The organism is Psychromonas arctica DSM 14288 (genome assembly GCF_000482725.1).
Lineage (GTDB): Bacteria > Pseudomonadota > Gammaproteobacteria > Enterobacterales > Psychromonadaceae > Psychromonas > Psychromonas arctica.
The window spans coordinates 217,448-243,590 of record NZ_KI519479.1; the positions used below are offsets into that span (position 1 = coordinate 217,448).

At 35.3% G+C, this 26,143-nt stretch carries 18 protein-coding genes; 7 read left to right on the top strand and 11 right to left on the bottom strand.

Annotated elements, in window-relative coordinates:
• The first annotated feature begins 5 nt into the window (after positions 1-5).
• Positions 6-1,403, top strand: a complete 1,398-nt coding sequence (locus H592_RS0115935; protein ID WP_028869646.1) for a hypothetical protein — start codon at positions 6-8, stop codon at positions 1,401-1,403.
• 16 nt (positions 1,404-1,419) lie between these two features.
• Positions 1,420-4,752 (top strand): type I restriction endonuclease subunit R, encoded by a 3,333-nt coding sequence (locus H592_RS0115940; RefSeq protein ID WP_028869647.1) that lies wholly within the window; start codon positions 1,420-1,422, stop codon positions 4,750-4,752.
• Between the two features lie 1,284 nt (positions 4,753-6,036).
• Here the strand turns inward: H592_RS0115940 and H592_RS0115955 are convergent.
• From H592_RS0115955 to H592_RS0116000, 9 genes are all read right to left on the bottom strand, one after another.
• The gene (locus H592_RS0115955; RefSeq protein WP_028869648.1) at positions 6,037-7,239 is read right to left on the bottom strand and encodes a tyrosine-type recombinase/integrase; all 1,203 of its coding nucleotides are present in this window, start codon (positions 7,237-7,239) and stop codon (positions 6,037-6,039) included.
• Between the two features lie 89 nt (positions 7,240-7,328).
• Positions 7,329-8,687 carry a DUF5906 domain-containing protein gene (locus H592_RS0115960; protein ID WP_028869649.1) on the bottom strand — a complete coding sequence of 453 codons (1,359 nt, stop codon included), beginning with the start codon at positions 8,685-8,687 and terminating at the stop codon, positions 7,329-7,331.
• The gene (locus H592_RS0115965) at positions 8,684-9,628 is read right to left on the bottom strand and encodes a toprim domain-containing protein (protein WP_028869650.1); all 945 of its coding nucleotides are present in this window, start codon (positions 9,626-9,628) and stop codon (positions 8,684-8,686) included. Before H592_RS0115965 ends, H592_RS0115960 begins: the two co-directional genes overlap by 4 nt.
• Positions 9,629-9,862: 234 nt before the next feature.
• A complete protein-coding gene (locus H592_RS0115975; RefSeq protein WP_037071971.1) occupies positions 9,863-10,123 on the bottom strand; it encodes a helix-turn-helix transcriptional regulator in 261 nt (86 codons plus the stop codon).
• A gap of 81 nt (positions 10,124-10,204) precedes the next feature.
• A complete protein-coding gene (locus H592_RS0115980) occupies positions 10,205-10,930 on the bottom strand; it encodes a hypothetical protein (RefSeq protein ID WP_028869653.1) in 726 nt (241 codons plus the stop codon).
• A gap of 746 nt (positions 10,931-11,676) precedes the next feature.
• Positions 11,677-12,903 (bottom strand): hypothetical protein, encoded by a 1,227-nt coding sequence (locus H592_RS0115985; protein ID WP_156916143.1) that lies wholly within the window; start codon positions 12,901-12,903, stop codon positions 11,677-11,679.
• Between the two features lie 110 nt (positions 12,904-13,013).
• The gene (locus H592_RS24685) at positions 13,014-13,247 is read right to left on the bottom strand and encodes a tyrosine-type recombinase/integrase (RefSeq protein WP_028869655.1); all 234 of its coding nucleotides are present in this window, start codon (positions 13,245-13,247) and stop codon (positions 13,014-13,016) included.
• Positions 13,248-13,580: 333 nt separating this feature from the next.
• Positions 13,581-14,015 carry a phage integrase gene (locus H592_RS24690; protein ID WP_028869656.1) on the bottom strand — a complete coding sequence of 145 codons (435 nt, stop codon included), beginning with the start codon at positions 14,013-14,015 and terminating at the stop codon, positions 13,581-13,583.
• 285 nt (positions 14,016-14,300) lie between these two features.
• The gene (locus H592_RS0116000) at positions 14,301-15,191 is read right to left on the bottom strand and encodes a pseudouridine synthase (protein ID WP_028869657.1); all 891 of its coding nucleotides are present in this window, start codon (positions 15,189-15,191) and stop codon (positions 14,301-14,303) included.
• A gap of 219 nt (positions 15,192-15,410) precedes the next feature.
• On the opposite strand from H592_RS0116000, the gene H592_RS0116005 reads away from it, so the two are divergent.
• Positions 15,411-16,088, top strand: coding sequence for a pseudouridine synthase (locus tag H592_RS0116005; protein ID WP_028869658.1), 678 nt, complete (start codon positions 15,411-15,413; stop codon positions 16,086-16,088).
• 128 nt (positions 16,089-16,216) lie between these two features.
• Here the strand turns inward: H592_RS0116005 and folE2 are convergent, their stop codons facing one another.
• Complete coding sequence (gene folE2 / locus H592_RS0116010; protein WP_028869659.1) at positions 16,217-17,137, bottom strand: GTP cyclohydrolase FolE2; 921 nt, start codon at positions 17,135-17,137, stop codon at positions 16,217-16,219.
• Between the two features lie 469 nt (positions 17,138-17,606).
• Here folE2 and arcB point away from each other — a divergent pair, with 469 nt between their 5' ends.
• Positions 17,607-19,856 carry an aerobic respiration two-component sensor histidine kinase ArcB gene (arcB, locus tag H592_RS0116015; RefSeq protein WP_028869660.1) on the top strand — a complete coding sequence of 750 codons (2,250 nt, stop codon included), beginning with the start codon at positions 17,607-17,609 and terminating at the stop codon, positions 19,854-19,856.
• Between the two features lie 220 nt (positions 19,857-20,076).
• On the opposite strand, the gene arcA is transcribed toward arcB, so the two are convergent.
• A complete protein-coding gene (gene arcA, locus H592_RS0116020; RefSeq protein ID WP_028869661.1) occupies positions 20,077-20,793 on the bottom strand; it encodes a two-component system response regulator ArcA in 717 nt (238 codons plus the stop codon).
• Positions 20,794-21,322: 529 nt separating this feature from the next.
• Between arcA and thrA the strand changes: the two genes are divergently transcribed.
• From thrA to thrC, 3 genes are all read left to right on the top strand, one after another.
• The gene (gene thrA, locus H592_RS0116025; RefSeq protein ID WP_028869662.1) at positions 21,323-23,785 is read left to right on the top strand and encodes a bifunctional aspartate kinase/homoserine dehydrogenase I; all 2,463 of its coding nucleotides are present in this window, start codon (positions 21,323-21,325) and stop codon (positions 23,783-23,785) included.
• A gap of 95 nt (positions 23,786-23,880) precedes the next feature.
• A complete protein-coding gene (gene thrB, locus H592_RS0116035) occupies positions 23,881-24,837 on the top strand; it encodes a homoserine kinase (protein ID WP_028869663.1) in 957 nt (318 codons plus the stop codon).
• Positions 24,834-26,111 carry a threonine synthase gene (gene thrC / locus H592_RS0116040; RefSeq protein ID WP_028869664.1) on the top strand — a complete coding sequence of 426 codons (1,278 nt, stop codon included), beginning with the start codon at positions 24,834-24,836 and terminating at the stop codon, positions 26,109-26,111. Before thrB ends, thrC begins: the two co-directional genes overlap by 4 nt.
• The last annotated feature ends 32 nt before the right edge of the window (positions 26,112-26,143 follow it).

The following is a 26,143-nucleotide window of genomic DNA, read 5'->3' on the forward strand; positions in this document are numbered from 1 at the left end:
ATACTATGGAAAAACATTATATTGAATTTAATGAAGTGGATTACATTGTACCTGCTGAAACTTATAACATTGAGTATTCTTATTTAAGTAAACAAGGGTTCCCTTTTACCAAAGAATTTTTACTTAGATCATTATATATCTCGCCATTATCGAAGTTTGAATTAGCTTCATTTTTTGGTTTCAATCAACGAGAACTTGATGTTGCTATAGAGGAGCCTTTCAACAAAGGTGAAGTGTCATATCTTGAAGACGGAAGGCTATCTCTGACTATGCTAGCTAAAGGATATTTTTCTGTTTGGGAAGATAAACCGATGGTTGAAAAGCCACAATCAAGAGCATCGAATGTGACTTTTGAGTTGGTAGGTTTCAACAAGGTCCATAACCATCATGGAGCATGGACTACTGGGCTTAGACTCGATGTTAATCATGAAATACAAAGTATGAGTGAACAACACGCTCGCGGTATGTTTACCAAGCATTTTCAGCGATTTTATGAATCTGGTGATCTAGGAAGTATTAAAACGCAAGAGAATGCATTACCGAGCCTTTATTCTGTAGACAGTGTTACCCGCAAGAAAACAATTGGACATCGGTTAAGGCGCAAGTTTGAAATAGATTTTGATAATAAATTAAAACCATTCTATGTCGATAAAATTTATGAAAATGATGATGCTATTGTTCATGCTGTTTCAAAGGAAACTGACAATATTAGATTAGAAAATAATATTACGAGTATTCAAGAGGCTTGGGATGTTTTTGAGGATATGTCGATAGCTAGATTTGTGAAAGTGAATGAAATTGATTTACGCGGTATAGTTGCTGAGATGGCCACAAGTACTAATAATAAACCTTATGAGTTGATAATAGGGCCACTTTATGGGAACCAACCTTGGGCGAAAATAGAACAAGCGATCAAACAATTAAAACCAATAAAGCAGCAAGGTAATTTAAAAAAATTAAGCTGGGTAGGTGCAAATACCAAGTATTGGGGGATGAGTGAAAATTTCAATAAAGTCAAAGAAAGTATTGAAGGATATCAAAAGAGTAACAAAGGTAAAAACTATGACTTAGCTTTGTATTTACCAAGTGACGAACAAGTTAATGCTAAAGAAAAGGCATCAAGGGAATGGAAGCATAAAATTGGGAATTTATCTTTCTGTAATGGGATTTTAAATGGTTTATTTGATGGAAGTGTTGAAGTTATTTTATTAGAAAACGAATTTGCAGCCGTTAGTTATCATCTTTCAATGCCAGATCTAAGCCCTGCACCGATCCCTTTGGGTTATTTCACTAAAGATAAGCAACTAGTAAAGCATATCGCGAAAGTCGTTGATGATTTTCTTAAGGGGTCTATTGCCCATGGCAAACCTAATTTAATTGGTTCTTTAAATACAAATAGATAACAACCTGAGATTTAATATGAAATTTACTGAAGCCAAGTTAGAAGAAGCAATTATTGAGCTGTTAGGCGAGCAAGGTTATCCACACAGTAAAGGTGGAGAGCATCCATTATTAGTTGATGGTGTGCGTGCTCAATCTGAGGTGTTAATTACAGCGGATTTACGGGTATTCTTAGCGAAGCGTTATCAAAGTGCAGGTATTACTAACGGTGAAATTGATTCGATTATTCGCAAGCTAGAAACCTTGCCTGCCAGTGATTTATACGACAGCAATAAAACCTTTTGTAAGTGGCTGAGTGATGGTTTTTTATTAAAACGTGAATCTGCTAGTACCGCCTGCAGTACTTCGCAAAAAGATTTGTACATTCAACTGCTTGATTACGACAACGTTGAAATGTGTGTTAGACAGTCGTTATTTCCTGATGTTGTCGATTCGAGCTTTGATCAACAAGCGTTAAAGGTAGCTGAAAATAATGTGGCTTACTTGGCGGATGCTAAAGCAACGCAGGCAACGGATGACGACAATATTTATCGAGTGGTGAGTCAGTTAGAGATTGTCGGCGCAACGGGTGAAAAACGTATTCCTGATGCGATTTTATATATCAATGGATTACCGCTAGTTGTCTTTGAATTTAAAAGTGCGATACGCGAAAAAGCGCCGATATTTGAAGCCTTTGAGCAGTTAATGATTCGCTATCGCCGAGATATTCCACAACTGTTTGTATTTAATACCTTGTGTGTGATCAGTGATGGCGTGAATAATAAAATGGGTAACTTATTTGCCCCTTATCAATTTTTTTATTCTTGGGGCAAAGTGAGTGGACAAGAGTTGGTTGCTGAAGATGGCATCAACTCGTTACATACTATGCTTCAAGGCTTATTTGATAAAGCGCGTTTGCGTGATGTTATGCGTCACTTTGTTTTCTTCCCTGATGCGAGTAAAAAAGAGATAAAGATTGTACCGCGCTATCCACAATATTATGCGGCGAAAAAGCTATTCGAAAATATCAAAACCCATCAAAAACCAATGGGAGATGGTAAAGGGGGGACGTACTTTGGTGCAACGGGGTGTGGTAAGAGTTATACCATGCAGTTTTTATCACGCTTGTTGATGAAAAGTGTCGATTTTAAAAGTCCAACTATTATTTTAATCACTGACCGAACCGATTTAGACGACCAGCTATCACAGCAGTTTGGTAATGCTAAAACCTACATTGGTGACAACACGATCACCACGATCACTAGCCGTAGCCATTTACGTGAGTTATTAAAAGGACGTAACAGTGGCGGTTTATTTTTAACGACCATTCATAAGTTTAGCGAAGATACTGAACTGTTAACGGATCGCTGTAATGTTATTTGTATTTCAGATGAAGCGCACCGTAGCCAAGTCAATCTCGATCAAAAAGTAACCGTCACAGAAACCGGCGTTAAGAAAACCTACGGCTTTGCAAAATACCTGCACGACTCTTTACCTAATGCTACTTATGTTGGTTTTACCGGCACACCGGTTGATGCCACCTTAGATGTGTTTGGTCAAGTAGTTGATTCATACACCATGACAGAATCGGTAAAAGATGAAATTACAGTGCGTATTGTTTACGAAGGACGTGCCGCTAAAGTCTGTTTGAACAACAGTAAACTCAAAGAGATTGAACAATATTATAAAGATTGTGAAGCAGTAGGTAGTAATGAATTACAGATAGAAGAGAGCAAAAAAGCAACCGCTAATATGAATTCGATATTAGGCGACCCTGACCGTATTAGCGCAATAGCAAAAGACTTTGTCGAGCATTATGAAAAACGTGTTGAAGAAGGCTCCACAGTCGCTGGTAAGGCAATGTTTGTCTGTAATTCGCGTGGCATTGCTTATCAGTTATACCAAGAGCTAGAAACATTACGTCCAGCTTGGTTTGACAAAATTGATACTGATAATGCCATTAAGTTATCTGAAGTTGAACGTAAACGAGCGATCAGTGAAGGGCGTATTGCCGCACCTTCTGAACGGGTGAAAATGATCATGACCCGTGGTAAAGATGATGTTGCGCGTTTGTATCATTTACTTGGTGGAAAAGACGAACGTAAAGCCTTAGATACACAGTTTAAAAATAAAAACTCAAACTTTAAAATCGCAATCGTGGTTGATATGTGGCTAACGGGTTTTGATGTGCCATTTTTAGATACCATGTATATCGATAAACCGATTCAAAAACACAGTTTAATTCAAACTATCTCTCGTGTTAATCGTCAGTTTGAAGGCAAAGATAAAGGTTTAGTTGTTGATTATATTGGTATTAAATCAGCAATGAATAAAGCGTTGGCCCAATATTCTAAAACTGATGAAACCAATTTTGAAGATGTTGAAGCCTCTATTATTGAAGTTAAAAATCATCTCGCTTTGTTAAAAGATGCTTTCCATACATTCGATACCTCTCCGTACTTTACTGGCCAAGCGGTCGCGCAGTTAAATTGTTTAAATCATGCGGCTGAATTTGTATTAGTCACTGAAAAACGTAAAAAACGCTTCATTGATATAATGAAACGTTTAAAAGCCGCTTATGACGTTTGTTGTGGTAGCGAGAAAATAAACGAAGAGGAGCGTAATCATATCCACTTCTATTTAGCGATTCGCTCTATTGTTTTCAAACTCAGTACTGGCGAAGTGCCCGATGCCGCACAAATGAATGCCAAGGTACGTGAAATGATCTCTGAAGCATTACAAAGTGATGGCGTAGAAGAGATCTTTAAACTGGGTAATGAAAATGGTGGCGAGATTGATATTTTCAATGATGATTACATCGCTAAAATTGAAAAAATTAAACTTCCTAATACCAAGATTAAGATATTACAACAGTTGTTGGCTAAAGCGATTGGCGAATTAAAGAAAGTAAACCAAGTACAAGGCACTGATTTCACCAAACGTTTTGAAGCATTAGTTGAACGCTATAACGAACGTAAAGAAGATGATGTATTAGTGAGTGAAGTCTTAGAAGAGTTTTCTGACAGTATGGTTGACCTCATCTATGGTGTGCGTGATGAAATGAATGCTGGCGATGAGTTAGGTATTGATATCGAAGAAAAAGCCTTTTATGACGCATTAAAAACCTTAGCTGTTCGGTATGACTTTGATTATCCAGAAGACAAACTCATTGAGCTGGCTAAAGCGGTAAAAGTGATTGTCGATAATAAAGCTAAGTTTACAGACTGGAATCACCGTGATGATATCAAAGCGGCTTTAAAGGTAGAGTTGATATTAATACTAGCCAAGTTTGGTTACCCACCGGTAAGCCGCGATGAAGTGTATAAAGAGATATTTGAGCAAGCTGAGGCGGTTAAGGCTAGAGGAGCTTAATCATGAATGCTGTAGATACTATTTATTCACAGGAAGTTGTTACAGAACTGCCAGATGAAGAGCTTTGTAAACGTCTATTTGAATGTTGGTATCTAATGAAAAAATAGAAGTTTGGGGGCTAGTTATGATGAGGAGTGAGCCCGGAATTAAAAAGGTAAAGACTATATTTGAAAATAGGGAAATTAGTTATTCATTCAAACTCGTCAAAATATTGATAACGGAGTTTATGTTGGTTCAGGATATGTCAAATCGATTTTAGAAAATGACTCAAATACTTGGGTGAGGGCTGATCTTATCTTTACCTCCTGGGCAATAAGAAAGAGAACCAATTTGATCTCACTGTTAAAAGGAACTCACTAGTTAAGTTAGTTTCTATGCCATTGAATAAGAATGATGTAATAATTGATGAAAAAGCCAGCTATACCTCCTACACTATCTATGGTGAGGTCTATGACCTTCATTTAGTAAAACACAATACAAAAATTAAAGAAAAGCTCTGTAAATAATATGGCACAATATAAGCTTTTTAAAGCTACATCATGACTTGTATAAAGTGATCACTTTTGGATAACATCTTTCTAATAAATTCTCCTTTAATTATTATTTTTACTATGTTTTATATTAAAGCTCAGTTCAACATTATTTTAAATTAAGTCAGATCCATTAAGCTACGACGATGTCTAACAAAGATTAAATTAATTAATTAAACTCTAAGATGAATATAGGATTTTATTTTTATCTCATTAGCTAGAAACCGCTTTTTAGCTAATGAGATAGATTGTTTTAGAATTTATCACCTAAGACAATACTCAAATTACTATTAAAATTGGCCTGTAAATATAGTAAAATGGATATCTATTGTTTATTTCTTAACGAGTTCCATTAAAGTGTTTTTTTTTGGGGTTAAGTATATAAATATAAAATTTTAGAGTAACCAAAATAAAACAATGTAGGTGGTTAAAAAAAGACCATTTTTTAGTGTGGTTTACATAAAATCAATTAGATATATGTTTTTTTATTAAAGGAAGTAAAAACATACGAGGAAAAATGAGCTGTGTAGAGGGGACGCAATTTTTAAAGTGATCACTTAATCTTTAGCGTGATAAACAAAGTAGTCATACTAAAAATAGATAAAAATGCTATTTAAAGTTGTTTATTTGTATGCTTTGTATGTTTTTAGTTCGCAGATGATTGAATATGCTGTTTTTTAATAAATGAGAGTGATCACTTTGGCTATGTAGAGTGATCACTTTATAAATTGAAATTTATGGTTATTTAAGTTTTTCATTTTATTGAGAGACTTAGTATTCCAGGTTGAAAGTCATTCAGCCAGGTATGATATTTATTTAAAGCTTGTCTCTTTAGAGTCGGAACCGTTGTGTGTATGTAAGTTTCACTTAATATTCCTCTTCTATGGTTTATCATCATCTCCGCTACCTCAGAATCAACACCTAATTCTAACAATTTACTTCTAAATATTTTTCTTAATGATCTACTCGTCCAGTTGTTTAAACTAACCTTTTGCACCATTGAGTGGCTTTTCATTGCACTTACTGGTTTTCTTTTGGCTATACCAGGAAACAAATACACCCCTTTATATCGTCTCTTGCATTGGTATTTACGATATTGCTGCAATAGTTTTACTATCTTGTCGGTTATTGGCACTGTTAATTCATCTCCATTTTTAGTGATTTTACCTGGGATATGTAGAGTGTTAGATTGAAAGCAAAAGTAATCCCATTTAAGTTGCCTTGTTTCTCCTATACGGGTTCCATGAGCCAACATTAATATTATTAAACATTGTATTGAAGGTTTTTGGTCCTTTATGTTCTTATGAACTTCATCTAATTGAGTCGCTCTTAGACGTGTTGGTTCAGCTACTATTTTCTCTTTAATAAAATCAGAGAACTTTAAAGCGACGAGTTCATGGGCTTCAATTAGTTTTAAAAACATTGCTTTGGTAAAAAGTTGTTTAAGAATATTCCAAACAGATCGCATTGTTGAGTTTTGCAAAGTGCTTTGCATCGGCCAAAAAAATTTAGACTCCAAAGTTTCTCTGTTTATCGCTGTTATCTGTAAATCCCCAATTAATGGGATAATATGACGAGTAATAGCCCATTTAATGGTGTCTTTCCGTAGATTGGAAATAGATGCATTCGTTTTACTTCTTTGTAAGTACCAATTAGCTAACAAATCAACGTTTGCAAAGGAGCTATTAATAACGCCATCCGGATTGAGAGTGAATTTAACCTGATAGGTGCTTAAGTTAGCTTGAATATCAGAAAAACTTAAAATAGGCCAATTTGCTATTTTTTTAAAATAACTTTTACCTTGGGCTCTTTGGACAAAGTACCAAGATGCTTTCTCTCTATTCTTATGGAACCTTAAGCGAAGCGGGTAGCGGGGGTCTCTAAGTTCAAAAATGTCAGTTTCTAATTGCATCTTTTTGATTGTATTATTTGAGTACTTTATAACTTTATTTTTCATTATTTATCCTTTTATTCTAATTACAAACAGCAATGGGTAATGATCTATTAGCAGTCATTGCTGTTAACTTTCATTTAGCTTGCTTTAACTTAAAATAAATCTTTGTCAGTTAAGCCGTGCTCTTCTGCAAAAGTTTTACGTAATATTTGAATGTTTGGAGTTTCATAATAAATACCTCCGTTTCGGTCTGCTCTTAATCCTATTTTTTTAAAACCTAGTTTTATTAACTTTTTGGCTAATAAAGAGCGGGCGGCTCTATCTTTTACTTTTAAACCTTTATTATCTTGATATTCAGCTGCTTTGATCCATTCAATAAACCTTTTCATTAAAATAGTCGAAGGTGTTCTTTTTTCATTATTAAAAGGTGACTCGGTATTTAGCTCTTCATAGAAATATTCGTCCACCATGCTGAAATTTGAAATTTTTTGTTCTATTAGCTCCTTCGTCATCGGAGCGTTAAATGGATCAAAATCAGTTAGGTCCATATTTAATAAGTAATGTAAGAATGCACTTGTAAACTCTCCATTATTTATTAATCTATTAAATTCTTTCCAATATTCTCTATCATTAGCCTTTTCAGAACTTGCTTCAATTAATAAAAATCGTCTTTCCCTTTTACCAGCAGGAAATACTTCTTCATGATTACTCGCAAATATAAATCTAGCTAGATTTGCCATTGGTTCTGCCTCTACACCTTTTTTTTCTAACTGGCATATAGGTTCGGAAATAAGCCCCTTTATTTTGTCAAAAGTATCACTACTCATTAAGTTTACTTCATCAGCAAAAATCAATAATTTAGATATTAAAATACTATTAAAGTTACGTGTTACTAGTTGAGAACCATTGATTTGACTTGCATGGACCCCTAGTATTCTTTGTAATAAGCGAAATAAACTGCCTTTACCTGTGCCTTCAACTGATTTTAGGAATATAGCGACGGTCGGTTTTTTATCTGGGTGTTGGAATATATGTGCCAACCACTGAATAAAATAATGACCAGCATCTTCATTACCATTACACAAAATATTTTTTATGTGTTGAATGATAAAAGTACAGTCGCCTTGCTTTGACTTGCACTTCCAACTCTCGAATAAGTTGTAGCAGCCTTTTGGAGATTTGGTTATATCAGGGTAAAAACCAATACCATTTTCATAAAAGGCTTTGTGTTCCCAGTGTGTCCATGCGGTCCCACGGTTCATGTTAGCCACGGTTGATTTATGAGTAAAATAATTGTGAAAACTTTGAATAGGTCCAAAAGCTAGTTTTGTACCATTAATTGAACAATCAACTTTTGCTACGATTAAATGTTTACCTCCGATGATTACATGGGCATATTTATTATTTAATTCATTAAGGGTGGCAATTTCATTGTCCGTTAATATTCTTCCTTTTATCATTGAAATTTTTGGAGTATCACTATTGGTTATTATTTTTATAGGCCCATTCATTTACTGATATCCTTAGCTACATTTCTTAGGTATTTAGCTACATTACTAAGGCCATTCATACGAGCTAAATCGTTGAAATCTGATCCGTCTTGATCCTTGCTAAAGTAAGGGTAGATAAGTAGGAGTGAGTTTAAATAAGCAGATTCCTGACCTTTTTCTAATCCGATATTTTTTGTGTTTTTAAAGTCGTTATCTGCAGCAATAATAATATTCAATTGATTAAACCCATTAGCTTTTAGTGATGATATAACTGGTGATAAGTTAGATGCGTTGAAAGCAATGATTACACCTAACTTTGTTGCTTCGTGTATAGTTGAACCTGTTGCATAACCTTCACAAATAAATACAGTATTTTTTAGTTCACCTATCACCATGAAACAACCCTTTACTAGGCCACCTGATTTAAATGATTTTTGACCAGCAGGGCCAATAAACTGAATACTTACAAGTTCATTTTGTGCATTCATAATTGGAACGAGCAAACGCTCACCAAGTTGTCGAATACCATAAGCTCTTATTTTTTTGTCCAGTAAGTAGGGGTGGTTCACGCCTATTAACTGACTTGCTTTACTCCAGATTTTTCCACACTCTACTGCCGCATCATGTTGAACTTTGATACGATGTTGTTCTAAACGTTCTATTGATTTCTGACGTTGTTGCTTGAAAGTAGTGAGATCTTTCTTACTTATTTTATTAGCCGTTTTAGCCCTCCAAGTCGAAGTTAGTCCTGTTTTCCAACTTCCAAAGGAGCCTGCTGCTAAAGCTCCTCCAAATAAAACATACCAACCATTCTTAGATCCTGTTTTATCTCCTTTTATTCTAAAACGTTCTAACTGACCATTAGCTTCAACATTTAAAGGTTGATGAGCTTCGATTCCCATATTTACCATTGCAGTGATAAATTCATTATGAACTCTGCATTTAATATCAATAGTTGTCATAGCAAGCCCCTGTATTCTTTAATAAAAGAGCAACTATATTGACAATTAAAAAGGCTATCGTTGAACGATTCGGTACTGAAAGTAATAAATAACTTCTAATATCTTTTTGTAAAATTGTGTATACAAGTTTATTAATGTTAAAGTTAAGCTTAAACGTTGTGCAGACGTTAATAATTAATTGAGCTATCCTGACTTTTGTTGGAATAGCTTTTTTTATATAAAGCATATCCTTCCTTAAGCTAGGTTTTGACGTTGTTGAACTAAATCAAGAACTAGTGTTTTTATTTCTGATTCAGTTTTACCTGAAATCATTGCTTTTAAAACAGTATCTATTTCACTTTCTACATAAGCTTTTGCTCGTCCTCCTAAACTAATTGGTGGGGTTATTAATCCTTGTGAAACTCGATCATAGAAACTTGATTTTGCTAAGCCGAAACGTTTAGCCGCTTCAAGCATTCGGATTACATTTAATGGTTGGATTTGTTGCTCGTACATTGTTGGATCCCCTTGGTCTTATTGAATTTATAAGGGGATATTAGATGGCTGGAAATTATTAAACTACCCAATACTTAAGTGTTAGGTAAGTGCTTTTTTGGATTCTAAATATGATGGGAAACCAAAATGTAAGTATGCATTTTTTACATGCTCATCAACCGTATTTTTATTTGGCTCACCCATGATATTTGCTTTTCTCTGCTCTTCTTTATTTTGAAAGTGTTCAATAAATTTATTTCTTATTTCAGCAGTTACTTTGTATGCACACATATTATTATTTAATTTGTCTGGATATTCTTCAGCGTATTTATTTGTAATTTTAATAGCTACTTTTGTTAAATATTCAAACTTCTGTTTGTTTCTATCGCCTTTAGATTTATTGTTTTTTATACGCTTTTTAATTCGCTGGTCAGCTGCAACAAAAACTTTTAAGGTTAACTCTAGTTGCTCGTTTAGCTCTGATATTTCAGATTTTTGCTTTAAGGTATCAATCTTAATTTTAGCTTCTGAATTCAAAGTATTGGTTTGTTGTTGGTATTGAAGAGTAATAATTTTTGTATTAATTTCGTCTTGCTGAGTTAATATCTTGATCAAGACGGTCATAACTATTTTTAATTGCTGTTTGCCTTCATCTGTATCGTTTTTAAGTAATTTTTTGTATCTCTTTTGGTATTTAATAATTACAACTCTTCGACGATTACTTTCAAGTATTAAATCTTTAATTATAGCTGAAAAGTCTTGAGCATTGGTTGCACTGCGTAAACCATCTGAGGTGTTTAAAGGTAAAAATTTATTGTCAGTTGTCATTATTAATCTCATCTAAATACTAAATATTGGATAATACAATGAAGTCTAAGTAGTTCGACAGGAGTTTTATAAGTGTTTGAATAATAGTTATTTAGCAAATGAAGAGCTATTAATAATTTTTTGATGGTTTGAAATGTTTCAATTATTATTTATGGTATACCTAAAAAGAACTTGAAAATTGCTTTAAAAGCACCAGTACCAGTTTAAAGTGTTGATTTTATTTCTTTATAAATAGAGTGGTAGTGATGGTATCGGTAATCTTTTTTTATTTTGCATACAATAGATAGGTTAAAATAACGTAGAAGTAAAAATCGTTATTGATATATTATGATCACTATAAGTTGAAAATATTTAATATGAATCTTTTGAATGCTTTTAAGTGTACAAAATATATATGTTATACGAGGTTAATAAGAATAAAATGGTGATTTTTTAAATGTAATTTTTGTTTTTTCCTATCGATAACTTTAATTTTTATCATGTTTATCTATTGTTTAAATAAGATAAACAACTTTATTTTTAATAATGATTTTTATTTTAACTAGTACTATATCTAGTTCTTATGAACTTGTGTTATCGCATTTGCTTTGTTTATCAATTGCTTGAAGGTTCTGTTAGACTTCCCCCATCACCACATTAAAGGCTCTGTAATCAATAGGTTACAGAGCCTTTTTCTTTTTGTTGTCCATATTTTGTCCATCGAATTTTTAAACGTCCTCTTTTTCTAGTGTAGATAATCAACTAAATCATTGTTTAATATTTTTGCTATTTATTCTGCGAACACGATTCCATTCTATTTTAAGCATTTTTTGTACTGACAGTTGTAGCTCATTTATTTTTATATCAATTTCTTTATCATCCTCGAATTCAAATATTATTTGTTTATCGACAGTTAATAGAGAATCAATTTTTTCTATTGTATTTAATATAAAATTTTCATTTTCAGTGCCTTTGGGTGAGAACATTAAAATTATTTTAGTTTTTTGTTCAATTATTGTTGCGCGTAATAGATTGTAATATTTAAATTGATCTTTAAATAAATCAAATTCTTCCTTAGCTAAGTTAGATACCCTAAAAGCTTCCATATATTCAGGGGATGAAAGTAATTTGTTTATTTTTTCTATTAGGTTGCTTTGAGTTTGTTCTTTCATAATTTTTTTGCTAATAGTTTCAATTTTGAGATCAAGCATGCTTACCTTACTTAGAGCATTCATGAATCCTTTTTCGGTAATATAAAAGTTTTTTAAAGTTATAAGCGACTTTATTAACGCTGATATATCTTCCCTAAAAGTAATAATCCATAACTGCCTAAATTCATCTATTTTAAGTAAGTGAGCTTCTTTCGTATGCTCTGAAACCGTTGCTAATTGAGTCTCTAGTTGTTTATTCGATATGCTTATTTTTCCAGCTAAATCGTCTTTAAGTGCTGAATTTTGTTGATTAGCTATTTCCAATTGTGCATCAATTTGAATTTTATTAAGGTCTTTTGTTTTTGATAAATTATCACCGAGGGCTATTCTTTGTTTCTCAGTTTCATTCGCTAATGTTTTCGTTAGAACATTATATGTTATATAGATAGACCCAAATGCGATTAGTATTGCTGCTCCGAAATTCATCCAGATAGCATAATCATCTGATTCAATACTTAATGATAAGTCACTCTTTGATTCCTTTATCTCTTTGGCTTCCTCCATTACATCTAAAATATTTTTTCGTTGAGTTTCTTGAACTTGTAGCAATTTTTCTACTTGTTCAATTAACTCCCGGCTTTCTTTAACAACAATGCTATTGCTGTGTATAGATGAAGACACGTGATTATTTAAAGTCGCGATACTTTTACTGAGCTCTAAATCATTAGATCTTAATTTTACTATTGCTTGTTCGATAGGATTTACATCTATTTGAGACTTACTTTCATTGGTTTTTGCACTAAGGTTAAACGATAGAACAAATAATATTAATATACGTAACAATTTCATCATCCAGAATAATTAAAGTTGCTAATAATTTTATCATTCATATCCCAATAAGTTGATTACTATTTCGCCTGCAGATAATGTTTTAATTTTTGTCCACGGAGTTTTTAAACATCCTCTTTTTCTAGTGTCGTTAATGGATTTAATCTGATCGCATCTTCTAAATGTGCAGGGGAAAAGTGGGCATATTTCATTGTGTCTGTAATGCTTGCATGCCCTAATATTTGTTGAAGTACCAATATATTCCCACCACCCATCATAAAGTGACTTGCAAACGTATGTCTGAGCACGTGTGTAGATTGTCCTTTCGGTAATATTACTTCTGCTTTTTCTATCGCCATTCTGAACGACTTAATACAATTACTAAATAATCGGCCTGAATTACGTGGTAGTTCATTATAGAGGTCTTCACTAATTGGTACGGCTCTGCGCTTGTTACCCTTTGTATGAATGAATGTGACGCGGTAAGGCGTAAGTTGTGATCCTGTTAGTAATTATGCTTCTCCTCATCTGCAGCCCGCAGATATGCATATTTTAGATATTAAGTAAGCATCATAATTGCGACTATCCTTTAACTCTTCAAATACACGAGTTATCTCATCAGGATGTAAAAATCCCATTTCAGGCTGTTTATATTTTAAGGCGCGTAATTCAGTTAATGGATTGCCATGTTCTCATTCACCTAATCGTTTTAATTCATTAAAAAGTGCGTTTAAATAAGTTTGATCGTTGTTTGCGGTTTTGATTGAAACATCTTGTATTCGTAATTGTCGGTATTTGGAAAAGTCACTTGTGGTGATGTTTTTAGCAATGGGATTACGCATCATTAATGACATGGCTATTAATTTGTTCTTACGCTTTTTACCATCGTTCAGCGCTTGACCGTGTAAGTTAAACCACAATTCAATTAACTCATCTAAACAGCGGTGATCTACTTTTTCAACTGACCATATTGCGAGCATCACGGATAACGGGATAGTAAAGCGCATTGCTAGGAAGGTGGTGAACAGCTTTATTTTATCTAAATTGGTCGACGCTTTGCGATATAAGATTTGCCCCGTTAAGAACCCTAGAAGGATAACGAGGAATATAAATATGATTGTCGACATCGTTGATCCTATTTATGAATAATAGGTTTATTTAAGCGGTAGCTTAGTAAGTTAGTCTAAGGTAATAAATTAGAGCAAGTTAATAGTGTAAGTTAATAGTGCAGAAGTGTATGAAAGCAAAAGGTTAAAGTATAGGAAAGATCTCTCTATTTAATCTTAGTTGATAGGTTTAATTCAAGTTTGTGATGATTAATCATAAATTAATGATGAATGTTATTTGTCCATTCAATTTTTTATTCCATACGTTATTTAATAGATCATTTATTAGATTATTTATAATGAAATTTAAAGTAATGATAAATTACCATCATATTGAAAGTGTCTTAGTTGTTGGGTAATAGGGTCTATGAATTTGAGTTCTTTAGCTAATAATTGTAATGGTGCTGAATAATCATCTGCTGATAATGGCTGTAAATGAGGATAATATTTATCATTTAATATCGGGAAACCTAATGATTGCATGTGGACTCGTAACTGATGGGTTTTACCCGTGATGGGGGTTAGTTCAAATAACGCCTGTTGAGTCGTTTGTTGTATGCATTTTATAATAGAGTGGCTGTTAGCTTCTCCTTCAGTAATGCGCATTGTAAAACGTGGTTCACTGGTTTCTATACGATTGTTGACCTGCCATTCTTTATCGATTAAAGCCTGATTTTTTATAATCTTAGCCACTGCTTGATAGGTTTTGTGTATTCTTTTATTTTCAAATAAATCATGATAAAGCGCTCGCGTCTCAGGGTTGATAGATAACATTACTAATCCAGCAGTGACTCTGTCTAAACGGTGTAATGCTTGTAAGGTGTCTATCCCCGTTCGTTGACGTAAACGATTTTGTAAACATTCACTCACATAGATTCCTCCTGGAGTGACAGCAAGAAAGTGCGGTTTATAGGCAATTAAAATGTGTTGGTCTTGAAATAATATGTTTTCAGCAAAAGGAATAATCGGTTCGTTTTCAACTTCTCTGTAATAGTAAATACGTTGCTGTGCCTGAAAGGGGGATTGCATTGTTAACAGTGAACCATCATGATAATGCACCTTGCCATCATTAATACGCTGTTGCCAAACGCTTGCTTTAACATAAGGGAATTTAATAAGCAGATATTCAAATACTGTCGTGACGCCTGGGTTAATTATGGGCAAACTCAGCTTTGAAGGGTATTGTGATATTGCCATTTAGTAACCTAAATTATGGACTATAGCATGTGTGACTTGCTTAATTTAATGGCTAATTAACAATAGAAGGTGATGTGTATGACGATTCTTATTACCTTGCTTATCATCTTTCTTTTAATCATAGTAATGACTATGCCTAAGAAGGGGTGTTTCATTCATTGAAAAATTATTGGTAAATGGTATCTTTGCCACTTGTTTAAGCAACTAACTGACATGACGATGAATGACTTCTTGTATAACCCGCCTACTGAACCTTGGTTAGATACGATCTATAAAGATAAAGATATGATTGTATTTAATAAACCTGCTGGGATTTTATCGGTGCCGGGGCGTGATATTGAGCGACATGACAGTATCTACAGTCGTCTGCTCGAATTACATCCTGATAGCCATACCGTACATCGCTTAGACTTAGCCACTTCTGGTGTGATCATTTTCGCTTTAAAAAAAGAAGCTGAAAGGGCGCTAAAAATACAGTTTCAAGAACGTGAAACAAAAAAAGTCTATTATGCTCGTGTTTTAGGGCATGTGCCACAGCAGCAAGGTTGTATCGATGTACCACTCAGTAAAGATAAAGATAACCCGCCAAAACACAAGGTTGATTTTGAATCGGGTAAAGCCTGTAAAACCTTTTATGAAGTAGTGAGTTATGGAAAGCAAAGTACATTAATAAAATTGATGCCTGTTACTGGGCGTACACATCAATTACGACTGCATATGATGGCAATGGGCTATCCTATTTTAGGGGATGATTTTTATGCAGATCCGTTGGCGTTAAGTTTATCTCCTCGTTTGTTATTGCATGCAAGCGAAATAAGTATCAAGCACCCGTACACTAAAAAAATAGTGAGTTTTAAAACTGAGATTCCCTTTATAGAGGTAATCGGCGAGCAATAGTTGCTGACCTTAGCCTCTTCTTGATTGTAATCGTACTTATCTCATTTACTTATTTGTTAGATAAAAAAAACCTTGGTCATTGCTGAACAAGGTTTTTTATTAAGCTTAATAAAAAATATTCTCAGTGGTTAAGCTTGATAACCGCCTTTAATACCTTTAGTGGTAACCGATACCGCATCATGCGCGTGTAAGCTTTCATAATGATTTACGCGTAACCAAAAATCACTAAATTGTGTTTGTTGATGTAATGCATATTGTAATTGACGTGCAGCATCTTCACAGAACATTAAGTTTTGACCATTTAAACGTGCAAATTCTTGTTCATCTTCACGTTTTACGGCTGCTTGTACTGGTGTTTTTAATGTTGCTTCAATCAAATCAATCAGTGTAATAATTGGAAAGTTATCAGCAGTTGTCTGAAGTTTAACTTTCACCTGTGCAACACTACGTTGGCTATGCGGCGTTGCTACAATACCTTGAGTAGAACCTAACCAAGCCACAATCTCGTCTTTATCAAGTGTTGCTGCTTGCGCATATTTTTTACTGAATGCATCTTGAATCAATTGACGAGCTAAAGCTGCTGAACATGGGCAAGTTGAAGAATATGGGACATCAACTTGAAGTTCAATATCCAGTTTACCATCTATTAAACGTCCGATAATGACAACGGGATAAGCTTTCCAACCACGCTTTTCGCTGATTAATGATTTGCGACGTAAATTATAATCAAATGCGATTTTAACAAAGGCTTCTGAACTTAAGTCTTGATGACTCTCGATAAACCCTTCTAATAAAGTCGTTAATGTCGCTAACGTTAGTTCAGATTCTGTTGAAAGTTGATCTAGTTGCAGGTACAAGCGTGACATATGAATGCCTTTGGCTTGCGGATCACCCAGGTTAACGAATAATTCTGCATTAGCACTGACTTGTTGAGCAGGGCAGTTATCTGTCTGTACCATCAATGGTAACTCAATATTACTCATACCTACGCGATCTAACGCGCCTTCTGTTTGAGCTTGTGCACTATTTGCGATATCTGGCATTGCCATTCAATAAGGCTCCCTTCAACATGCTTTACATGGATAAATGAATATAAAAAGAAGCGCGCATTATAAACGGGATCACAAAAATTAAAAACCACCAAATACAAAGGTTTTATCTAAGTGATTGATAATTTATCCCTATACTTAAAAAATGATTGATTTTAAATGCTTTATTGATGTTGATTATGATTATATTTCAAGTCTAGGTGTAAAATGAGGTGGAAGGCGTTATAACCATGTCATGTAATATTCAATTAAGACTTGCGATCTAAGCAAATAACCTGTGCTGGTCAGATAATAGTATTTTATATCGAATCGCCTTTATTTATATGGTGGCTGAGATAACTGAATAGTGAATGCAGAACATCAAGCACTGAGTACTTGGGATTATTATTAATGGCTAAAAACCGGTTACACTAAGCGTTCTATTATTTAATCCTGTCATTCATTTAAGTTATTAATATTGTGAGGAACTGTGAGTCTATTTAATCTAAAAACATGGGTACACTATTATGTTTCGCTATTGAAACGTCTTGGTCCAATAAAATTTAGCATGTTACTAGCCTTTGCGATTATTTTAGGTGATGCCTGTATTCAAATTATCATTGCACATCTGTTTTCTGAATCACTCGACATGGCCGATATTTATCGGTCTGTTATGTTAGGTTTATTGATCACACCTTGGGCAGTTTATTTTTTAACGGTAGTGGTTGATGATTTAGATAATGCGCGTCAACGTTTAGCAATGACTGTCGATAAATTAGAGAAAATATCACAGCGAGACAAAGCTAAAACACACTTGTTAGAAAATGAGATTGTAGATCATCAAAAAACACAGCTGCAATTGCGCGAAGGGAAAAACTTACTACAATCTTTTTTTGATACCTCACCTGACTTGATTTTTCATCGGGATTTAGTGCAACGGTTTGTCAGTTGTAACAAAGCAATGGAAGAGATCTCAGGTAAAACAGAAGCTGAATTAATTGGTTTAGTGCCTGCCGATATCTATTCTGATGAGTATGCTCAGTCAGTTTCATTAAGGCATAAAAAAGTGATTGAAACTCACCTTGAGCAGATCCACGAAACGTGGTTGGAATATCCAAATGGGCGCATGGCCTATTTTGAAATTCGTGCGTTACCCTTATTTAATAGCCAACGCGAATGTGTTGGTTTAATTGGTTTTGGCCGAGATATTACTGAACGTAAAAAACACCAAGAATTTTTAGAAAAAGCCAGTCGCGATAAAACTACCTTTATTTCAACTATTAGTCATGAGTTGCGAACGCCTCTCAATGGTATCGTTGGCTTAAGTCGCATGTTATTAGATGAAAACTTTAATAAAGAACAGACTCAATACCTTAAAACCATTCATATGAGTGCTATCACGCTAGGGAATATATTCAATGATATTGTCGACCTGGATAAGTTAGATAGACGACGCCTTAATTTAGTTAATGACTGTATTAATGTAGATGATTTCATCAATGATTTACAAAGCCTTGCATATATTCAAACGGAACAAAAGAAATTAACTCTAATCTTCAAACAAGAAGGGGAATTACCTAAATGCATTAACTCTGATGGTACCCGTTTACGACAAGTACTATGGAACTTAATCACTAATGCCGTTAAGTTTACCGTTCAAGGTGAAGTGACTATACGCTGTAGCAGTTTTATAGAAGATCAAAAAACATGGTTAAATTTTGAAGTCGAAGATACTGGCGTCGGTATTCCAAAAGATAAGTTAGACAAAATATTCGCCATGTACTATCAAGTTCAAGGCGAGCGCCATGCAACGGGAACGGGTATCGGTTTGTCGGTTTCAAGCCAAATTGCGAAAGCAATGAATGGACGTTTAACCGTAAGCAGTGAATTAGGGAAAGGCAGTACATTCACTCTCAGTTTACCGACGGTATGCGTTGCGGCATCAAAAAAAGAGTCAACCTTCCAGGTGCCGATTTTGTCTATCCTACTGGTAGAGGATATAGAGTTGAATATCTTAGTTGCAAGGGCCTTATTAGAAAAGCAAGGCCATCATGTTGACGTCGCAATGGATGGACAGCAAGCGCTCGATAAGGTGGCCAATAAAGAATTTCAGCTGATCTTGATGGATATACAATTGCCGGATATGAATGGTTATGAGGTGACACAACGCCTGCGTGAAACGTATTCTAAATTACCGCCAATTGTTGCCTTAACCGCAAATGTTTTTTCCGATACACAGCAATTTATTGAAAAAGGCTTGGATGATGCAATTGGTAAACCCTTAAGTTTGCCTTTATTTAATAGCATGTTGGAACGCCACTTTAGTGACCAAAGTGAAGTGGTTACTAATCTCATTAATGTGCAGCCTGCGATACAGAAAGAACCTAAAGTTGATTTGTTTAATGAACAAATGCTGAAAGAGTTGATGGAGTTTTTACCAACGTCAGTGATGTTAGATAACGTCTCCTTATTTGAGACGATGATGCCTGAATATTTGTCTATTCTAGAAAGTCATATGGTGGCAAAAAATGAAAAGGGGATCGCTTCTCAATCACATAAAATTAAAGGTGCTGCTGCTTCCGTAGGGTTGTTACGTATTCAGAAGTTAGCGCAAAAAATGCAATCGCCAGAGTTACCGGCTTGGTGGGATAATATTGATGATTGGCACGAGTTGATCAAAGTAGGTTATCTTGAAGACGTGAAAAAATTGAGAAAATGGATTGTTGCCAATAGCGGATAATATTCGTGTCGCGCAGGACTGAAGGCGTTTAAATCGGTATAAGAAACGAGTTTGTTTTTAATTGGTAGGTCGCTAAGGTTGATAAAACCAGGTAGATATACTGTAAATAATTAAGAAGGCCAGTAAAACTGGCCTTCTTAGTTTTAATCAACATGTAGATAACGATTTCTGTTTTGTTTACTTTAGATTCGTACTACATTGGATTTATAACTTCAGGAGGTTATTCTAATTCACCACAAAAGCGGTAACCTTCACCGTGGATCGTGGAAATGATTTCTGCTGATTCTGGAACGGTTTCAAAGTGTTTACGAATACGACGGATGGTGACATCTACTGTACGGTCATGTGCTTTTAATTCTCGTCCTGTCATTTTCATTAATAGATCCGCACGAGTTTGTATTTTCCCTGGGTTTTCAATGAAATGTAAAATTGCTCGGAACTCACTACGTGGTAGTTTGAACACTTCACCATGAGGGCTAATCAATGAGCGACTATCTATCTCTAGTGTCCAACCACTGAATTTATAATGTTCAACCTTTTGGCGCACCTGCTCAAAATACAAGGTATCTTGCATGGTACGTGTTAATAAGTTGCGTGCTCTAATGGTCAATTCACGCGGATTAAAGGGTTTAGTAATATAATCATCCGCGCCAATTTCTAAACCAAGGATCTTATCTACTTCGTTGTCACGACCGGTTAAGAAAATAAGGGCAATATTTTTATGCTCACGTATCTCTCTTGCTAATAAAAGCCCATTTTTACCTGGTAAATTAATATCCATGATAATCAGGTTTATTTCATTTTGCTCTAATACTTGGTGCATTTCAGTACCGTCATTAGCTTCAAATACTTGATAACCTTCGGCTTCAAAAACGCTTTTTAATGTACTTCTTGTTACTAACTCATCTTCTACAACTAAAATGTTAGCGCTAGACATGAATTGACTCCTATAAAAATTAATAATGCTTTGCTCAACCTGTGCGGGATAATATTAGGTTGAGTGAAACTGTCATGGCACGCAGAATTTCGGCCGTTTTTAAACAATTAATCATGCTAAATTCTATGCAGTTTAAAAAGTCTCAGTTTTCAGTGCTTAAAGTGTAATTACTTAACATATAGATAACAACTTATTATGGATTTAAACAAGCGTTTTACCTTGTCTATTTGATATTTATCAAGTCACAGAGGGGGGGAATTAACATTTTGTTATTTGTTATGCTAATTAATTGCAAGCTAGATCGGTTGTTTGTTCCAGTACGCATTAAGCTTTGATATAATCTCATCATAAATTTAATTAATAATGAAACTATTAACACACATGTATTTTATTTTATTTTATCCGTTCAAACCGAAGAAAGCTGCGCTTAGTTCGCAGCTTTTTTTGCTATTTGTAAAAAAGAAAATCTATACATTCATAAAACCCGCTATTGAAAGCGGGTTTTTTCGTATTAAAGCAGGGAGGTACGATGCGCGTACTTAAATTTGGCGGCACTTCATTAGCAAATGCTCAACGTTTCAATCAGGTGGCTGATATTGTTATTAACAATCAGCAACAGTCTCAAATCGCTCTTGTATTATCAGCGCCTTCAGGGGTGACCAATAACTTGGTAGCGGTAGTAGAAAAAACCAGCCAAGGATTGTCTGCTGATGAGCATTTAATTGCAATTCAAAAAATCTTCTCTGAGCTCATTAAAGGCCTAAAAGAAACCTACGCTGAATTAGCTGACGATCTATTACGTAATACCTTTGAAAATGAAATTGCTGAGTTAAGTAATTTATTAGAAGGCGTGCGTTTGTTAGGTCAATGTCCGGCGAGCATCGAAGCACGCATTTTAAGTAAAGGTGAAGTGTTAAGTGTTGCTTGTATGAAGCAACTTCTTATTGCTAAAGGCCAAGATGTTGAAGTGATTGTGCCTCAGCAAAAGTTAATCTCTTTTAAAGGTGGTTATTTAGAAGCACAAATAGACATTAAAACATCACGCAAATTATTAGCACAAGATGCGATTGTTGCTAATGCTATCTATTTAATGCCGGGCTTTACAGCAGGTAATGAAGAAGGTGAAACATTAGTTTTAGGACGTAATGGTTCAGATTATTCAGCTGCGGTTTTAGCGGCTTGTTTAAAAGCAGAATGCTGTGAAATATGGACCGATGTTGATGGCGTATATAGCTGTGACCCACGTTTAGTTAAAGATGCAAAATTACTTACATCGTTAAGCTACGCTGAAGCCATGGAGCTTTCTTATTTTGGCGCCAAAGTATTGCATCCAAAAACTATCGCTCCGATTGCGCAGCACCATATTCCTTGTCTTATTAAAAATACACATAATCCTCAAGCGGAAGGTACCTTGATTAGTGCACAAAAAAGTGATCAGAAGTTACGTGTAAAAGGCATTTCAGATCTTAAAGGGCTGAGTATGCTAAGTATTTCAGGCCCTGGTATGAAAGGTATTGTTGGCATGGCCGGTCGTATCTTCTCGACTGTTTCTCGTGCGGGTGTTTCGATTATTTTAATCACACAATCTTCATCGGAATACAGTTTAAGCTTCTGTATCTATTCAAACGATACACAACAGGCGATTGATGCGTTAGTAGAAGAATTTAGCCTAGAGTTTGAAAATAATTTACTAGAAGAAATCGATGTCATTGACAAGCAAGCCATTATTTCGCTTGTTGGCGATGGCATGAAAAAAGAAAAGGGCGTTGCCGCGCGTTTTCTAACTGCACTGACCGATGCATCTATTAATGTGACAGCGATTGCACAGGGGTCTTCTGAGCGTTCTATCTCTGCTGTTGTTTCTGAGAAAAAAGCCAATGAAGCAGTGATCGCATGTCATCACAGTTTCTTTAGCAGTACGCAATTTATAGACTTATTTGTGATTGGTTGTGGTGGTGTTGGTGGTGCGTTAATCGATCAAATTCATCGTCAACAAACCTATTTAGCAGAGCGCAATATAGCGATTCGAGTCTGTGGTGTGGTGAATAGCCGTGCAATGTTATTGGATGTTCATGGTGTTGATCTAAACAACTGGCGCGATTTATTAAAAGATGCCACTGAAGAGTTATCGCTAGTGGCGATGAAAAACCTCGTTAATGGTTCGCATATCATTAATCCTGTGATTGTTGATTGTACTAGTAATGATGGTATTGCAGCGCGTTATGTTGACTTTTTAGGCGCAGGTTTCCACGTAGTCACTGCCAATAAAAAAGCTAACACAAGTAGCATGGATTACTACCATCAATTACGTTTAACTGCGTTAATGAAACGTCGTAAGTTTTTATATGACACTAACGTGGGTGCTGGTCTACCGGTGATTGAAAATATACAAAACCTATTCAACGCAGGCGACCGTTTAGTTAAATTTAATGGTATTTTATCTGGCTCTTTATCGTTCATCTTTGGCAAGTTAGATGATGGGAAATCATTTTCAGATGTCACCTCTGAAGCCCGTAATCTTGGTTTCACTGAACCTGATCCTCGTGATGATTTAAGTGGTACAGACGTTGCTCGTAAGTTACTTATTTTAGCGCGTGAATCGGGCATGAACATCAACTTAGATGATGTTGAAGTTGAACAAGCATTGCCGCCTGGTTTTGATGATACAGGAACGGCTGATGAATTTATGGCACGTTTGCCAGAAGCAGATCAGTACTTCAAACAGTTGCAAGATAAAGCCAATGAAGAAGGTAAAGTATTACGTTATATTGGCAGTATTGAAGATGGAAAATGTAAATGTAGTATTATGGCTGTGGATGAAAACGATCCATTGAATAAAGTAAAAGATGGCGAAAATGCACTCGCATTTTATAGTCAATATTACCAACCTATCCCGTTAGTATTACGCGGTTATGGTGCTGGTACGGAAGTGACAGCCGCTGGTGTGTTTGCTGATGTACTTCGCACATTGAACTGGAAACAGGAGTTCTAGCATGGTTGCAATTTTTGCTGCTATAAAACAATTTAAAAATACTTGCGTAATGTGTATTACGAACAGTATTCAAATTCAGAAACAGGGGTTTTAATATGTCTATTGTTGTTTATGCACCGGCCTCAACGGCGAATGTAAGTGTGGGATTTGACGTATTAGGTGGTGCATTAACTCCTATTGACGGTTCTCCATTAGGTGACCGCGTTAAGATCACTAAAGGTGATTATGGGTTTTCATTACAATGTGTTGGCCCTTATGCACATAAATTACCCGATGATTCTAAGAGTAATATTGTTTATGACTGTTATTTAGCTTACCAAACAGAGCTGGCAAAACTGCATAAAGAAATATTACCGGTGTCATTGACGTTAGAAAAAAATCTACCAGTGGGTAGTGGTTTAGGGTCTAGTTCAAGCTCTATAGTCGCTGCGTTAGAAGCGCTAAATGCATGGCATGATTATCTATTAGATGAGCATGTGATGTTAACTATTATGGGTGAAATGGAAGGTAAAATTAGTGGCAGTGTGCATTATGACAATGTTGCTCCTTGTTACCTTGGTGGTATGCAATTGATGATTAATGAAGGGGGAGTTATTAGCCAGACGATTCCTTCATTTAAAGAGTGGTATTGGGTGGTTGCTTATCCTGGTATTACTATTTCAACTGCCGCGGCACGTGACATATTACCATCGCAATATCGTTTGTCTGATGCCTTGACTTATGGCCGTCGATTGGGTGCATTTGTGCATGCTTGTCATAGTGAACAACCCGCATTAGCAGCGTTAATGCTGAATGACGTGATTGCTGAACCTTATCGTTCTCAATTGATTCCAGGCTTTGATCAAGCGCGTTTATTTGCACAACAAAGTGGTGCACTGGCGATGGGGATCTCTGGCTCTGGTCCAACGGTATTTGCAGTGATGAGTGATTTGTCACAAGCAGAATTATTAAAAACTTGGTTAACAGAAAATTTCCTTCAAAATGAAGAGGGCTTCTGTCATATTTGTCACCTTGATGAACAAGGTGCACGCGTGTTAGGAAAAGAATTATGAATTTATACAACATTAAAGACAACAGCGAACAAGTCAGCTTTCAACAGGCTGTTAAACAAGGGTTAGGGCGCGGCCAAGGCTTATTTTTCCCTGAGACTATTGTTCCATTAGACAATATCGATTCGTTACTAGAAATGAATTTAGTAGATCGCTCAACTGAAATTTTATCGCATTTAATTGGTGATGAACTAAGCAAGCAAGCTGTTTATGAAATCGTATCTAATGCTTTTACTTTTCCTGCTCCAGTTAAAAAAGTCACTGAAAACATTAATGCATTAGAGCTATTTCATGGGCCTACGTTAGCCTTTAAAGATTTTGGTGGCCGTTTCATGGCGCAGTGTTTAGCGCAATTCAAAGACGATGGAAAAATCACTATTTTAACCGCCACATCAGGTGATACTGGCGCTGCTGTTGCGCATGCTTTTTACGGCATGGAAAATATTAATGTTGTTATCCTTTATCCAAAAGGAAAAATTAGCCCATTACAAGAAAAATTATTTTGTACATTAGGTGGCAATATCACAACGGTTGCGATTGAAGGTGACTTTGATGATTGTCAGACGATGGTTAAACAAGCATTTGATGACCAAGAGTTAAAACAAGCAGTGGGTTTAAACTCTGCAAACTCAATTAATATTAGTCGTCTTGTTGCACAAATTTGTTACTACTTTGAAGCTTTTGCACAATTATCTGTTGAACAACGTGATAACTTGGTGGTTTCGGTACCGAGTGGTAATTTTGGTGATTTAACGGCGGGGCTATTAGCTAAAGCGTTGGGATTACCGATTAAACGTTTTATTGCTGCAACCAATGAAAATGATACGGTGCCTCGTTATTTACAAGAAGGCACATGGGCACCGAAAAAGACTGTAGCAACACTTTCAAATGCGATGGATGTGAGTGCGCCAAATAACTGGCCACGTATTGAAGAGCTATTTAAAGTTAAAGGCTGGTCATTAACGGAACTAGGTTATGGCAAGCTGTCGGATCAAGAAACAAAAGACACCTTGATCGAAATGGATAAACTAGGTTATTTATGTGAGCCACATGGCGCAATTGCTTATCATGAGTTGACGAAACAGCTTAAAGATAACGAAACTGGTTTGTTCTTATGTACAGCGCATCCTGCTAAGTTTAAAGAAAGTGTTGAAGATATTTTAGGGCGTGACATTTTCATTCCTGAAGAATTAGCATCACGTGCAGAATTGCCTCTATTATCAAAAGAGTTCCCTGTTGATTTTGCAAAAGTACGTGAATTACTCATGGCTTTATAAGCTTCAACTACTTTTTAAATAATAAACAAGGG